Here is a 15,284-nt window from a genome sequence, read left to right as displayed (position 1 = left end):
CTTATTTTTCACTGACCCAATATGTACCTGCTGGTTCAACAGCCAAGAATGTATTGTGGAGCTCTTTCAATGTTTGTTGCGGATCTAAGTCAGCAAATTTTTCAGGGTAGAACCACTTGGCAAAAACTTGCGTCACAACAACGTTATAAGGTGAATTGTAATAGTGATGCCAAATCGCGTGGCTGCGCCCTTCTTTCACCGCAGTTAAGTTATTGATGCCTTTGCGGGCAGTCACAATTTTTAAACCAGCGCGGGCGATATCAGCGGATGTTTGCGCCCCCATCTGGATCCCCTCATCTTTCTCACCAGGATCTTGTGCACCGCTGGCAATGTAGATATAGGGATCATCTGCAATCACTTTTTCCAGATTCATTGTGCCCAATGGGGATGGCAATACCTTTTTGGCAATGTTTTTACCGCCTGCCAAATCAATGAAATTACCCATATTGCCGTTACCCGCCGTCCCACAGCAATCTTCGCCGGAACCTGCTCTTAACTCAATAAACACAGAAGGCTTCTGAGCCTCTGGAATGCTATCGGTAATATCAGTAACTAATTTCTGATTTTTTTCATAAAAATCTGCATAGGCATTGGCCTGCTCTTCACGATGCAGAACCTTACCCAACATACGGATACTCGGTAATGTATTCTTCAGAGGATCATTACGGAAATCGACAAAAACAACTGGCACACCCGCTTTTTCCAATTGTTTGACCAATTCACTATTTTTTCCCGGGCCGTGTCCAGACAGGCCAAAAATAGCGACATCAGGATTTAATGTCAGCACCTTTTCAGAACTGACACTATCAGCACTTGTGTTGCCAATCAGGGGAATATCATCAATTTCAGGGAATTTAGCTTTGTAAATAGCGTAAGTTTGTGGATCCAATTTGCGAAAGTCACCTTGCCACCCAGCGATGCGGGCCAAAGGCTTGTCCCCTTCAAGTAATGCAACGGAATGGAACAAACGGCCTTCACCTAACAAAATACGATTGACTTGCTCAGGCACTTCAACAGTACGTCCAGCAACATCAGTGACTGTTTCAGCCCAGGATGCAAAACTTGTCATTATGGCTGAACCTGCTAATAGACTGATACTCATGCTTTTGACGACTGTTCGAAATACAAACTTCACTTTAATTAGCCTCTTAAATACAACAATTAAGGCGCTAACAATAAAGCAAATAAGAATACTTATCAATCCGATTGAAACAACAATAACTCAAATTTTCCGTCTATGTTTCTTTCTTAATATCATGGAAAATAAAAACTGCCTGTTCTGTGATGGAACAGGCAGTTTTTTATCATATAAAAGCAAAGGTATATTAATAAATCAAACTCAATTAATACATAATTATTAACAAATCATTATTGTTTTGTTAATAATTCATTATTTTTCTTGATATTTGAATACCGGAAATTCCATCTCACTGTATTTAACAAAACGCGTTTTCTTTTTCAGTTTGTAGCCAAACCAAATAATCAGAAATACCGGGATCCCAATATAAGTTGCAATAGCACCGTACCAGTCAATATTATCTTGCAAAAATGCCTGATAATTTTGCCCCAATGTGATCACCAGACACAAAGCAAAAGCAAAAACAGGCCCAAGAGGGAAAAAACCTGAACGATACGGCAACTTGTTCAGATCCAAGCCTTGTGAAACATATCCCTTACGGAAACGATAATGGCTGATTGCAATGCCAAGCCATGCAATAAATCCCGTCATTCCCGACGTATTCAACAACCACAAATAAACCGTCTGGTTACCAAACATGGAGCTTAAAAAACACAGTCCTGCCACCACCGTTGTTGCATAAAGCGCGTTGCGCGGAACACCACCTTTCGACAAGTGACCAAAGATTTTTGGTGCTTTCCCTTCCCGTGCCAAGGTGAATAGCATACGGGTAGAGGCATACATTCCTGAATTTCCCGCAGAAAGTACCGCGGTTAATATTACTGCATTCATTATCGCAGCTGCTGACAACAGACCGGCATTTTCAAATACCAGCGTAAACGGGCTGACGCTGATGTCTTTTACGTCATTGCGCAATAAGCTCGGATCAGTATAAGGAATAATCAGGCTAATAATGAGGATCGCGAATACATAAAATAGCAGAATACGCCAGAACACCTTGCGGACCGCACGGGGAATATTTTTTGCCGGATCTTTGGACTCTCCTGCCGTGATCCCGATTAATTCTGTTCCCTGGAAAGAGAACCCGACGATCATGGCCACCCCGATCATGGCAGCAAAGCCTCCCGCAAAAGGTGCTTCACCAACTTCCCAATTATGCCAGCCTGCTCCCTCTGCGCCTTTCATAATGCCAACGATCATAAGAATGCCGATAATAATAAAGACAATAACCGTGGACACCTTGATCAAAGAAAACCAATATTCAGCTTCACCAAATCCTTTGACCGAAATAAAATTCAACAGGAAAATCAACCCCAGAAATAATGCACTCCACACCCAGCCGGGGACATCATTGAACCAATACCCCATAACCAATTGTGCTGCCACAAGGTCAACTGCGATTGTCACCGCCCAGTTATACCAGTAGTTCCATCCCAGTGCGAAACCGAAACCTTCTTCTACATATTTAGAACCATAAGTTGAAAAAGATCCCGATACCGGCATATACGCAGCTAATTCGCCCAGACTGGTCATCAAGAAATAGACCATCAGGCCAATTAATGCATAGGAAAGTAAAGCTCCCCCCGGACCTGCCTGAGAAATTGTTGCACCAGAAGCAACAAACAAGCCTGTACCAATTGAACCTCCGATGGCAATCATTGCCATATGCCGTGCCTTTAATTCACGACGCAGAGTTTGAGGAGCCTGCTCTCCTTGCGTACTTTGTTCTTGAGACATTCTATTCCTATATGATTAAAAATAACCTTAATCAGGAATTGTAACAAATCTTTGTTTCCAGAATAGCCACGATTTGTAGTTATAAGATACCTTCATAATACCCAACCAATTATTAGTTATTCGATTATTCCCTTACCGCTGCAATGTCACTTGACATCCATCAGGTACAGGCTTTTCGAGTCAATGACAATAGTTCAGTAACTTCTGCAACGCAGAAGACATATGTTTCTGACGGTGATGAATCAAATAAAGACTTCGGTTGAGATTCATTTCCGGAACAACAATCTCTCTCAATGTCCCATTTTTCAACTGCTCTTGTACCACCCGACGTGACAGGCAACTAATTCCCATTCCATACTGGACAGCATGTTTGATGGCTTCCGAATTCCCCAGCTCCATTGCAATATTGAATCGAGGCATGTGAGAGAATAAAAGATGATCCAGCACCTCCCTTGTCCCAGAACCTTTTTCTCTCAATATCCAAGGAGCTTGAATCAAATCCTGCACAGTCAGGCTGCATTGCAACAGCGGACTGTCCGGAGAAGAAAATATAATCAGCTCATCTTGCATCCATGGTTGCGTAACCAATTCAGGTTCATGACACAATCCTTCAATCAATCCCAAATCAACACGGAATTCAACAACCGCCTTAATGACATCTTCAGTATTTCCGATATTCAATTCCAGCGGTGTATCCGGGTAATCCTGACGATATCTCGCCAGCATCTCAGGCAGTATATAACTGCCAATTGTGCTACTTGCTGCCAAACGAAGAGCACCTAATTCAAGTTTAAAAAGCTGTTCCACCTCACCAGCTTGTTCGAGCAATGCCAAGGCCCTGGGATAAAGTAAACGCCCATGCTCATTGGTAACCAGCCTCTTACCCACCCTATCAAACAATTGTACTCCCAACTGCCCTTCAAGATCTGTCAGTGAAGCACTCACGGCAGATTGTGATAACGCTAATTGCAGGGAAGCCTGTGTCGTTGAACCACTTTTCAGAACCTCCGCAAAAATCTCCAGTTGTCTCAGAGTGATACGCATATGGCCTCACAGGAAGCAAAAATACAAAAAGATTGTCTTGATTCTAGACAGTATTACGCAACTTAACAAAAAACCTCTTCAATTAATCTATTTTACTGGTCACATATATAAAAATTATCAATTTTATTAATTTAAAAAACGGTCATATGCTTATTCTAAAAACATATAAACCATAGAATAATGATCATGTCTGAAAATCAACTTATTGAATTCAATAAAAAACCGCAAAATACCATACGACAATTCATTCCCGGTTTTATATTGGCCTCAGCTCTGACTGTACTTTCTATTTATATAAGCAATATTCCATGGTTTATTGGTATGGGATTGAGCGCTCTGACATGGGCTATTTTGTTGGGAATTATTATCGGCAATACACTATATCCTTTTTTAAAATCCACTTGTAATAGTGGTATCCATTTTTCCAAACATTATCTTCTACGGGCCGGTATTATTTTTTATGGATTCCGGCTCACTTTTCAGAATATTACTGAAGTTGGCCTAACAGGGGTCCTCATTGACCTCATTATGCTTTCTTCAACGTTTTTACTCGCATTATGGATAGGAGGTGCTTTTTTTCGACTTGATAACCAGACGGTGATATTGATTGGCGCAGGCAGCAGTATTTGCGGAGCCGCCGCAGTTATGGCAACAGAAACGGTTATCAAAGCGCCTGCCAATAAAGTTGCCGTGGCTGTTTCCACTGTCGTTATTTTTGGTACGCTCGCCATTTTCATCTATCCATGGTTTTATCAACTGAATGCTCATTACCAATGGTTCAGCTTTTCCCAAGCAGCTTTTGGCATTTTTTCGGGCTCAACTGTTCATGAAGTTGCTCAGGTTGTCGCCATTGGCCATACATTAGGCAATGAAGCGGAAAGTACGGCTATTATCAGCAAGATGATCCGTGTCATGATGCTGGCGCCCTTTTTATTACTGCTTTCCGGTTACATCAGTCGCAAGGAAGCACAGTTCAACAATCAACAACAAGAAAAATCACGAATAACGATCCCATGGTTTGCCGTATTTTTTATTGTCGTCACTGCTGTGAATTCCTTTCATTTATTGCCTGCATCCCTTGTTGAACACATCAATACCATCGATACCATCATGTTGACGATGGCAATGGCCGCACTAGGGCTGACCACACATGTCAGTGCCATTCGTCAGGCAGGGATCAAACCATTATTGTTGGCACTTATTTTGTTTATTTGGTTAATGGGTGGGGGGCTGTTCATCAATCAAATGGTTCAGTATTGGCTGGGATAAGACATCATAAGAACACATTAGGAATAGACTGTTTCAGGTGAAATTTTATCAGGGAAGCGAACAGTGCCATAATATAGTGAAAAAATAGGAGAGAAAAATATGAAATTTGTTGGAGCACATGTGAGCGCTTCGGGTGGTGTTGATCAAGCGGTAATCCGTGCTCATGCATTAAACGCTACGGCGTTTGCATTGTTCACGAAAAATCAGCGCCAATGGCATGCCCCACCATTATCAACGGAAACCATTGACAAGTTTAAAGCGAATTGTGAACGCTACAGTTATGGTAGCCGGCAAATTCTTCCCCATGACAGTTATCTGATTAACCTTGGTCATCCTGAAATGGAAGCGCTGGAAAAATCCCGGGCCGCATTCTTGGATGAAATGCAGCGCTGTGAGCAATTAGGCATTGATTTGCTCAATTTCCATCCCGGCAGTCACCTTAACAAAATTGACATTGATAAATGTCTCTCCCGCATTGCTGAATCTATTAATATTGCTTTGGATAAAACACAAGGGGTCACGGCGGTTATAGAAAACACCGCCGGGCAAGGCACTAATCTCGGTTTTAAATTTGAACAATTGGCAGCAATCATTGATGGTGTCGAAGATAAAACCCGCGTTGGTGTCTGCATTGATACCTGCCATGCTTTTGCCGCTGGTTATGATTTGCGTACTGAAAAAGCGTGTGATGAAACCTTTAGAGCATTCGACGAAATTGTGGGATTTAACTATTTGAAAGCCATGCACCTGAACGATGCCAAAAGCGAATTTTCCAGTCGCGTTGACCGGCATCACAGCCTTGGTGAAGGCAACATCGGCCAAACACCTTTCAGCTATATCATGAAAGATGATCGCTTCAATGGCATTCCTTTGATTCTTGAAACGATCAATCCAGATATTTGGGATCAAGAAATTGCCTGGTTAAAATCCCAGCAGAATTAATTACCCAACTGAAGTCAATTCAATTCTTGACATCATTGAAGCAAGTTCGGTACGACTTCTGATACCCACATTTGTCTGGCTGACCGTAAGTGCGGAAACTGCGGTTGCCAGACGTAAAGTATGTTCACTCGATTCACGCATCAACAAACCATACACCAACCCGCCAACCATGGAATCCCCTGCCCCGACAGTGCTGACAATCTCACAAGCCGGTGGCTTTGCCAGCCATGCCCCAGAAGCATTAACCCATAATGCCCCCTGCTCTCCCAATGAAATCACAACATGGGCAATCCCTTTTTCACGCAATTGGCGGGCTGCATCAATGACACTGTCTAAGTCCGGCAAGGGTTTGCCTGCCCAAATTTCCAGTTCATGACGATTCGGTTTTACTAGCCAGGGAGACGCTTTAAGGCCTGCAACAAGTGCTTCACGACTACTGTCGAAAATAATGCAAGGGCAACACTGCCGTAATTGCATCATCCAATCGGTAAATAATTCTGGCGTAATTCCTTCCGGCAAGCTACCACTCACTACAATCATGTCGAATTGTTCTGCCCACATAAGAGAATCACTGACAAATTGATTCCATTCGTCTTCTTTCACATAAAAACCAGAAAAATTGAAATCCGTTACTTCACCACGTTTCTCTGTAAGTTTTACATTAATGCGCGTTCGACCAGAGACTAAATGGAAGCGATTTACCATATTATTCTCGCTGAAGAATTGCTGAAATCCTTCTTGATTCTCTTCTCCCAGAAAACCGCTGACGGTGACATCAATACCTAAGTCACGTAAGACTTTTGCAACATTATTTCCTTTGCCCGCCGCATGGAGTCCCGCAGTTTGTACTCGATTAACGGCTCCCCTGACAATATCCGGACATAAGCCCACTAAATCATAAGCAGGGTTTAATGTAATTGTGGCAACTCGACGCCTCATCTTGCCCAGTATCTCCTGAATAAACAGTCATCTTTAACATTAAAATTTATCTGTTATTTATAACATCAAAATTGAATCGTTTCAGTTAAAATTACTTTTAGATTAAACATTGTATTACTTCGATCAAGTAGTAAGAATATGTCACGAAATGATTTCTTATGTGATAAACAAAATCCATTGCAGATATCTTCAGAAAGTCAACAGATATAATGAAGGGGAATATATTAATGTCAGTTGTTGTCGGAGTGGGTGTCATTATTGTGAATGACAAGGGTGAAATTCTGTTAGGAAAACGTATCGGCCCACACGCACCCTACTGGTCCATTTTTGGCGGACATGTCGATCCCGGTGAAACCTTTGAAGAATGTGCCATTCGTGAAATTCAAGAAGAAATCGGCCTAACAATCCAACACCCTGAAGTTTTCGGCGTATGCAATAATATTGAGACATATCGCAAAGAAGGAAAACATACCATTTCAGTTTGTTTGCTGGCACGTTATACCGGCGGAGAGCCTAAATTAATGGAACCTGATAAATGTGGGCAGCTCATTTGGTGCGATCCCAATCACCTTCCCGAACCTCATTTTGAGGCCAGCCGCAACGCCATTAAATTATGGCAAAATGCAAGATTCTATTCCGCAAGTTAAATTCTCACATTCCTTCGGCAGGTATTTTCCCATTATCCTGCCATCATTTTTGTATACAAGATATGACAAAACCCTTTTGATTATTCAAATAAATTTTTATTTACACCTATTATTCATTAATGTATCGTTGAGCTAGTACAAGGTAACACCTATTTTCAGGGAGTCTATATGTCCATTGAGGCAATGCAGAATTTGAAGCGCCCTTCTATCTTTGGTGGCGCAATGATCATTGCTGGTACTTCTATCGGTGCTGGTATGTTTTCCATTCCGGTTGTCACTTCAGGCGTATGGTTTACAGGGGCAATATTTTTATTGGTGTATACTTGTCTGTGCCTGTATTTTTCAAGTTTGATGATTTTGGAAGCCAATCTGAATTATCCTCTTGGTTCCAGTTTTCACACTGTAACCAAAGACTTGCTGGGTAAAGGCTGGAGTACAGTCAACGGGATATCCATTACTTTTGTTTTGTATATTCTGACGTATGCCTATATTTCTGCCGGCAGTTCAATGATCTTTCTCAATTTATCGGGCAATACAATCCATTTTCGCAATATTGAAAATATTATTCCGATAACACAATCCGTAGCTGGCCTGATCTTCGCCTTTATTATTGCCTTTATCGTCTGGATTTCCACTAAAGCCGTCGACCGTTTAAGTACCATTTTAATCGGTGGAATGATAATCACTTTTATTATCTCTATCGCGGGCATGTTTACTGAAATTAAGCCCGCTATTTTGTTCGATCTGAACAATACTGACACGACTTATTTACCCTATGCGTTATTTGCCTTGCCTTATCTGTTGACTTCATTTGGTTATCATGGAAATGTCCCCGGGCTGATTAAGTATTATCATAAAGACAGCAAAGCTGTTTCACGCAGTTTGTTATATGGGACATTGATAACTCTGGTTATCTATATTCTGTGGCAGTATGTAATTCAAGGGAGCATTCCCCGCGAAGCGTTCAAACAAATCATCGCTGATGGCGGAAATATTGGCAACTTGCTGCAACAACTGGACTCGGCTTCCAACCGATCAACTGCGGCTCAATTTTTGAAAATCTTTTCATATATGGCCTTATCAAGTTCGTTCTTAGGAGTGTCACTAGGATTATTTGATTATCTGGCAGACTTCTTTAAATTTGGCAGCAATGCAAAAGGCCGCTTTAAAACAGCGCTCATTACTTTTGTTCCACCTACTGTGCTAGCACTGCTCTTTCCGAACGGCTTCCGACAGGCAATCGGGTTTGCAGGCCTGGCAGCGACTGTCTGGGCGGTTATTGTTCCTGCGTTAATGGCGCGTGCCAACCGCCAACGTTATCCGACATCCGGTTACCGCGCTCCCGGGGGAACTTTTATGATCGCTTTTGTCATCCTATTCGGTGTCATTAATGCGATAGCACATATTCTTTCCTTGTTTAATTTATTGCCAGTTTATCACTGACATAGCTCTTCGCCCCGTTATTTCTATCGGGGCTTTCATTCATTTCTTGCCTAATAGGCCGACTGCGAGTAATTTTGTCGCGACTCAAATACTCATTCCACTGTTTCCTTATTCTTACGGAAGGTATCTATGGCCAAAGCCAATGAAATTAAACGTGGCGCTGCAATTAACCACAACGGAAAATTATTACTCGTTAAAGATATTGATATCCAGTCCCCCAGCGCACGTGGTGCCAGTACATTGTACAAAATGCGTTTTACCGATATTCGTACTGGTCAAAAAGTGGAAGAACGCTTCAAAGGTGATGATATCATTGAAACAATTACACTCACTCGCCGTGGTGTGATGTTTTCTTATATCGATGGTGATGAGTATATCTTTATGGATAACGAAGATTTCACGCCTTATCACTTCAAAAAAGATCAAATCGAAGAAGAATTGCTATTTATCCCAGAAGATGGTCTGCCGGGAATGCAGGTCCTGACAATGGAAGGACAATTATTGGCTCTTGAACTGCCACAAACTGTTGATATGGTGATTGAGGAAACTTCACCGGGTATTAAAGGCGCATCAGCGAGTGCCCGTACCAAACCAGCAAAAATGAGCACCGGGCTTACCATTCAAGTTCCTGAATACCTGAACTCAGGCGAAAAAATTCGCATCCATATTGCAGAACGCCGATACATGGGACGCTGTGATTAACTTACACCCTAAAATATAAATTACTCTTAAATATAAGTTACTCTTTTGGCGAAAAAAAATTGTTCAAAAGAGCAACTTATTATCAATTAAATCAAAAATAATCCACATTAATGACAGCTACGCGTTTGTGAGAGTCAATCCACTTCACGCTGGAAATACCAATGTTGCCAGGAAGTATGACATTGTCTGTTTTTTTATGGACCGAAATATTTTGTTTAACTGTGATGTTTTTCCCTGAACGATAACAAGAAATATTAGCTTGAGTATGTTTAACGACTACCTGACATCCTGGGTCAACAATAGCGCCTGAAAACCGGATTATCCCTCCTTGAGATTCTGCATATCCATAAGAAAGCCATGACACCAACAAACAACTGATGAAAAATTTAAAATAATTTTGCATGGTCACCTCACTTTCGTTTTTCCGTTAACTAAAACTCAGTTACCTTTTATTCCTTCTTCTCCATCATAACGATTTAATATAAAAAAAGTACGACATTGGTATATTTCATTGACAAATATCAAAAGTGAATTTTTATTAAAATAAAAAACTCACGCATTTATTAGATAATTTAGAATTTTTCTTTGATATTTATCAACCATTCAAAATTAAAAAAACAATTTTACAACCCACATTTACTTCATTTAAATAAAACAAATAATAAACTTCAAAAGAATTATATATATAACTTAAGTGATATATCATAGCCACAATATCTAATCTCTTATTATTACCTCCCCACCCTTCCTTTCCCTCATAATTTAGCAATAAAAACAATGATTTAAATAAATCACAATATCCTTTCACCACACATTGACTTAACCACCCACTATTTTAACAACAGGCCACGTCAATATATTACTCATTCCAAATAAATTGGCATGAAGGTTCAATAGTAGCACCATGAAAAGAAAGCATTTTCGAATTAAAAACTGGTGAAGAATTCACCATTGCAGAATGCGATGAAGACATAATCAAAAAAGTGGTCATATTCCTTAACATAAGCATTTAACCTCCATTATGGTTATTCTTATCTTTTTTCAGTTCTAGGCCCATGCCAATTAGAAAATTAGATAATGATGAAACACGCTGTTATCTATATAACGATATAACGGAAAATAAAACAATTTCTTTATGATTTTATTTGCCAATATAAAAATTCGACATAATATTCCAACAAGTTTAGATATGAAGAAATCAATGAGTGGTTATTTAATAATAGTCAAGTACCAACATTGCGCCAAATATATATTATCGGTACTGAGTAGAGGATTTAGCTATTTTTCCGATATGATGTAATTATTCCTATGTTAACAATAAAAACCTGCTATCAATACGTGAGAAAAATACACATATATAACGTTACCTTAACCATTGAACCTCACATCGATTACGCTTTCCTGCAAAATTTTGCTATAGTCACCCCCAGTTAGTTTGACTACTAAAAACCCTCTATTTCGTTAAGTTAACGTTAAATTAAATTCTATCGTGTTAAGTTAAATAGGTATCCCATGACCCGCAGTCACCCGCTAGCCATATTTATACTCAATATCCTTGGTATCTCCCTATTCCTCTCATGGTATCTGCCTGAGAATCACGGCTTCTGGTTTCACATTGATTCCACCATTTTTTACTTTTTTAACGAAAAATTACTGCCTGATTCCAATTTTGCTCTCTTTGTTGCCATTGCAAATATCAGGGCATTCGACGTGATATCGCTTTTGTGCATGGGATTGCTGTACTACAGTGCATTTCGTAAACAAGACTATGCAGGCAAACGCCGGTTATTTATGATTGGTCTGGTCATGCTGGTTTCGGCAGTTATTATTAACCAAATAGGGCATCAAATTCCTGTAAGCCGACCAAGCCCGACATTAACATTCGAAAATGTTAATCGCCTGGGCGAAATGACAAGTTGGCACACAAAAGATTCGTCGAAAGACAGTTTCCCTGGCGATCATGGTCTGATGCTATTGATTTTCAGCAGTTTTATTCTGCGTTATATCTCACGCGGTGCATTCTTGATCGCACTGCTGATTATGATCACTTTTGCCCTTCCCCGTATTATGGCCGGAGCCCATTGGTTTACCGATATTACCGTTGGCTCTTTGTCTTTGACACTCATTGGCATGAGTTGGATATTATTGACACCATTGAGTGACATTGCCGCAGGCTGGCTGGATAAAAAATTGCCGCACATTGGGCAATCGAAGTAATTCCAATGCAGTGAGGAGATAGCCATTATCTCCTCCTGTTATAGAATATTTACCAAGGCAGCGTAAAATAGAAACAAATCATTCTAACCCATTAGTTCGTAATCTCATTTTTTGTAAAGAATTCTTTTCCTCTCTCGCTTTTTGTTCATCATTTCTGTACTCTCCTTAAGTCCTATTATTAATGACAATACGCTTTGTGAATATATTAACAAAGTGGGTTGTTTCACCTATTTTCAGGACAGAAAATTTGTTAATTCATCATCCTCTGACTAAGCTTTAAAACGTTTAGCATTTTTTATGATGATTTGAAATCACATTAAGGACTGCAAGGGAAATCAATAAAATGGTCAAATCTCAACCAATACTGAGATATATATTGCGGTTGATTCCCGCAATCCTCGCGGCTGTAGCACTCACCGCATGTAGTTCACCAGATTCAAAGCTCCGTAACAAACCGACTGAGACGCATGCAGTAAATTCTCAAAAACATTTTTTACTGCAAGCGTCTCAGGATGAATTTGAAACCCTGGTCAATCAATTGGATATTAAGTCGAAGATACTTGACCAATACGCAGATTGGAAAGGTGTGGCTTATCGTTTTGGGGGAAGTACAAAGCGGGGCATTGATTGTTCTGCTTTTGTACAACGCACTTTTCACGATCAATTTGGCATGGCCTTACCTCGTTCCACATCAGAACAGCAGAATATAGGTAAAACCGTCAACCGTTCTAAATTGCGCGAAGGGGATTTGGTCTTGTTCAAAACAGGTGTCCGCAGACGTCATGTCGGCATTTATATTGGCAATAATCAATTTGTGCATGCCTCAACAAGCAGTGGTGTTATCGTCTCTAAACTCACCGATCATTACTGGAACAAACGCTATTACGGTGCCAGGCGGGTACTGTCAGACGATATAAAAACCTCAATATAATTTTTTCCTGTATTTCCCTTGCATAAACAAGAAAACGCTTCCATCTAGGAAGCGTTTTCTGTCAGTAGAAAATTACAGTGGGTACAACGCAGTTATGTTTTCTGCAATTGCAGCACCTAAAGCCTTTAAGCGACATATCACCGCACTTTCATCTTCCTTGGCAAAAAACAAACATGGCTCTCCTTCCCACTCAATCACAGCACTCAATATCTGTATATCGGCAATAGATTGATTTATAACATTCAAGATATCTCGTGCTTTCTCGCCTTCATGGCTTAATAATTTTAGCCCCATCAGGCTATTTCTAGTCTCTGTTTCTTCTGCTGGCAGAATTTCAACTTTCGTCCCAACAAAGCCAGATGACCACCGATAACTTTGCGGTAGTCTATGTACTACCGAAAGTTGGATATTATTCACGTATTATTCCTATCAGAAACAACATTAATACATCTAACCACCCGATGCCGACTATTGATTCGACAAAACCGAATAGCCGCCCAACCAAAAAGTAAACAAAATGTTAAAACATAAATCATATTATCGCACTTTCCAGATTTTACAACTAAACAAAAGTGCGATCAAACTCGCATTTTGCATATATTTATACTGTTTAGGTAAATAATTCAACTTATTTTCATGCAATGAAGCAACTTTTTATTCAAATTTTATTTACATATTTATTTTTTTCAAACTTTATTGTATATAAACAAAAGTGCAATGTTGTTATTTTACAATGAATTAAATAATAACGACCTCGCTATTCACTCGGTTTATCTATTTCACCATGAAAAAGTGAACAAAAAATCAACATCACAATGTGGTTCAGCATAAAATTTTTAACAAGCCTCGATTATTATTTAACAATCACTCGGTATTTCCTGTTAATCATGTCAATAAGACCGTTTTTTAATGCACTTAAAATACGTCAGAAAGGTAATATGAGTCAGTTCTTTTGGTTACCAATATTCATTTTTCTTATGAATGTGAACTCAGGTAAGTATCAGTAGGTAATAACAGAAGAGATGAAAGGCCATCATAACCGCTGACAGCCTTCTGAGATGTTTTGGATTCTACGCCTTACGTGCATAAGCAATTAGCAGTACTGCTAATATGGCACATAACGCCATTGAGCCTACCATTGGCCAAGCACTTTCCTCAGACAAAGAAGATAAAATCGCCCCCACTAATGCAGCTGTACTAAAACGGATAGTTCCTGCTAACGAAGAAACTGTCCCAGCCATATGAGGATAATCATCCAATATTACAGCCATTGTATTAGATGTGATCATAGAAATTCCGCTAATGTAAATGGCAACACCAATGACCAAGGAAATGAAACCCAAATCAAACATGGTACTAAATAGCAGCCACAACCCCATAATAAATTGGACAAACAACCCGACATGCAACATTTTTAACGGGCCATATTGACGGACAAACTGGCTATTAATAAATGCCATGATGGATATGAAGATAACGTTCAATCCAAAATAGTAACCAAAATCCAGTTCAGACACGCCATTTAATTTGATGTAAACAAATGAGCCGACAGTCAGGAAAGCAAACATGCCAGAAAAGGAAAAACCGTTGGCCAGGATATAACACAATACCTGACGCTGCCTGAATAGCATAATAAACTGTTTTACTGTAGTTTTTAGATGAAATCGTTGTCTTTTTTCTTTTGGCAGTGTTTCCCTGATGAAAAAAGCAACCAGAGCGACACCAATTAATGCGATAATAGCGATAGACCAGAAAATGGCATGCCAGCCAGACCAGAGCATCACGATCCCACCTAACATCGGAGCCAACAAAGGCGCAATAATCATTACCAATGTCACGAAAGACATGCTGCGGGAAAATTCCTCTTTCGTGAACATATCACGCATTAACGCATTAATGACAACACTTGCAGCAGCGGCAGCAAAACCATGCAAGAATCGCATGGAAATGAAAGTATCAATATCTTGTGCCAAAGCACATGCAGCAGAAGATATGGCAAAAATAATGACACCACCCAGAATAACGGGTTTGCGCCCTAAGCTATCTGACATGGGTCCATATAATAGTTGCCCAATGGCAAAACCCAGAATATAGCTATTCTGCGTCATTTGTACTAAACCATCACTGACACCAAAATCTTTAGCAATCGTTGGCATGCTCGGTAAATACATATCAATTGCCAATGGCATTAACATAGAGAGCAAACCAAGGATAAGGACTAATCCCAGATAGGATAATCTCTGTTGTTGCACGTAATGACTCCTGAAAATGAGAG

The 15,284-nt window shown here is 40.1% G+C and carries 14 protein-coding genes; 7 read left to right on the top strand and 7 right to left on the bottom strand.

Annotated features, from left to right (window positions below):
* Position 1 precedes the first annotated feature (1 nt).
* The 3 genes from Xsze_RS14225 to yieE form a co-directional block, all read right to left on the bottom strand.
* Positions 2–1,135: an ABC transporter substrate-binding protein gene (locus tag Xsze_RS14225; RefSeq protein WP_038236010.1), complete on the bottom strand. Its 1,134-nt coding sequence runs from the start codon at positions 1,133–1,135 to the stop codon at positions 2–4.
* A gap of 255 nt (positions 1,136–1,390) precedes the next feature.
* Positions 1,391–2,875, bottom strand: coding sequence for an amino acid permease (locus tag Xsze_RS14220; protein ID WP_038236007.1), 1,485 nt, complete (start codon positions 2,873–2,875; stop codon positions 1,391–1,393).
* 180 nt (positions 2,876–3,055) lie between these two features.
* On the bottom strand, positions 3,056–3,919 hold the full coding sequence (gene yieE, locus Xsze_RS14215) for a DNA-binding transcriptional regulator YeiE (protein WP_038236005.1): 864 nt from the start codon (positions 3,917–3,919) through the stop codon (positions 3,056–3,058).
* A 186-nt stretch (positions 3,920–4,105) separates the two neighbouring features.
* Between yieE and Xsze_RS14210 the strand changes: the two genes are divergently transcribed.
* Together Xsze_RS14210 and nfo are read left to right on the top strand one after the other, a co-directional pair.
* The gene (locus tag Xsze_RS14210) at positions 4,106–5,188 is read left to right on the top strand and encodes a YeiH family protein (RefSeq protein ID WP_038236003.1); all 1,083 of its coding nucleotides are present in this window, start codon (positions 4,106–4,108) and stop codon (positions 5,186–5,188) included.
* Between the two features lie 99 nt (positions 5,189–5,287).
* Positions 5,288–6,130 carry a deoxyribonuclease IV gene (nfo, locus tag Xsze_RS14205; RefSeq protein WP_038236001.1) on the top strand — a complete coding sequence of 281 codons (843 nt, stop codon included), beginning with the start codon at positions 5,288–5,290 and terminating at the stop codon, positions 6,128–6,130.
* Here nfo and fruK read toward each other — a convergent pair whose 3' ends face one another.
* On the bottom strand, positions 6,131–7,069 hold the full coding sequence (gene fruK, locus Xsze_RS14200) for a 1-phosphofructokinase (RefSeq protein ID WP_038236000.1): 939 nt from the start codon (positions 7,067–7,069) through the stop codon (positions 6,131–6,133). It lies immediately after the preceding gene.
* Positions 7,070–7,296: 227 nt separating this feature from the next.
* On the opposite strand from fruK, the gene Xsze_RS14195 reads away from it, so the two are divergent.
* The 3 genes from Xsze_RS14195 (at position 7,297) to yeiP (ending at position 9,861) form a co-directional block, all read left to right on the top strand.
* Entirely contained in the window at positions 7,297–7,716 is a 420-nt protein-coding gene (locus Xsze_RS14195; protein WP_038235999.1) for a nucleotide triphosphate diphosphatase NUDT15, read from the top strand.
* 168 nt (positions 7,717–7,884) lie between these two features.
* Positions 7,885–9,159, top strand: coding sequence for a tryptophan permease (gene mtr, locus Xsze_RS14190; protein WP_038235998.1), 1,275 nt, complete (start codon positions 7,885–7,887; stop codon positions 9,157–9,159).
* Between the two features lie 129 nt (positions 9,160–9,288).
* Positions 9,289–9,861, top strand: a complete 573-nt coding sequence (gene yeiP, locus Xsze_RS14185) for an elongation factor P-like protein YeiP (protein ID WP_038235997.1) — start codon at positions 9,289–9,291, stop codon at positions 9,859–9,861.
* A gap of 91 nt (positions 9,862–9,952) precedes the next feature.
* Here the strand turns inward: yeiP and Xsze_RS14180 are convergent, their stop codons facing one another.
* On the bottom strand, positions 9,953–10,264 hold the full coding sequence (locus tag Xsze_RS14180; protein WP_038235996.1) for a hypothetical protein: 312 nt from the start codon (positions 10,262–10,264) through the stop codon (positions 9,953–9,955).
* A gap of 1,109 nt (positions 10,265–11,373) precedes the next feature.
* Here Xsze_RS14180 and Xsze_RS14175 point away from each other — a divergent pair.
* Positions 11,374–12,078 carry a phosphatase PAP2 family protein gene (locus Xsze_RS14175; protein WP_038235992.1) on the top strand — a complete coding sequence of 235 codons (705 nt, stop codon included), beginning with the start codon at positions 11,374–11,376 and terminating at the stop codon, positions 12,076–12,078.
* A gap of 343 nt (positions 12,079–12,421) precedes the next feature.
* Positions 12,422–13,009, top strand: a complete 588-nt coding sequence (gene mepS, locus Xsze_RS14170) for a bifunctional murein DD-endopeptidase/murein LD-carboxypeptidase (RefSeq protein WP_038235990.1) — start codon at positions 12,422–12,424, stop codon at positions 13,007–13,009.
* Between the two features lie 72 nt (positions 13,010–13,081).
* Here mepS and Xsze_RS14165 read toward each other — a convergent pair whose 3' ends face one another.
* Positions 13,082–13,426 carry a YejG family protein gene (locus Xsze_RS14165; RefSeq protein ID WP_038235988.1) on the bottom strand — a complete coding sequence of 115 codons (345 nt, stop codon included), beginning with the start codon at positions 13,424–13,426 and terminating at the stop codon, positions 13,082–13,084.
* 653 nt (positions 13,427–14,079) lie between these two features.
* A complete protein-coding gene (locus Xsze_RS14160) occupies positions 14,080–15,261 on the bottom strand; it encodes a Bcr/CflA family multidrug efflux MFS transporter (RefSeq protein WP_038235986.1) in 1,182 nt (393 codons plus the stop codon).
* Positions 15,262–15,284: the final 23 nt, after the last annotated feature.

Origin of the sequence: Xenorhabdus szentirmaii DSM 16338 (genome assembly GCF_002632585.1) — a bacterium.
Taxonomy (GTDB): domain Bacteria; phylum Pseudomonadota; class Gammaproteobacteria; order Enterobacterales; family Enterobacteriaceae; genus Xenorhabdus; species Xenorhabdus szentirmaii.
Note: the sequence above shows the minus strand (reverse complement) of the source record. Positions and strands in the feature narration are given on the sequence as shown.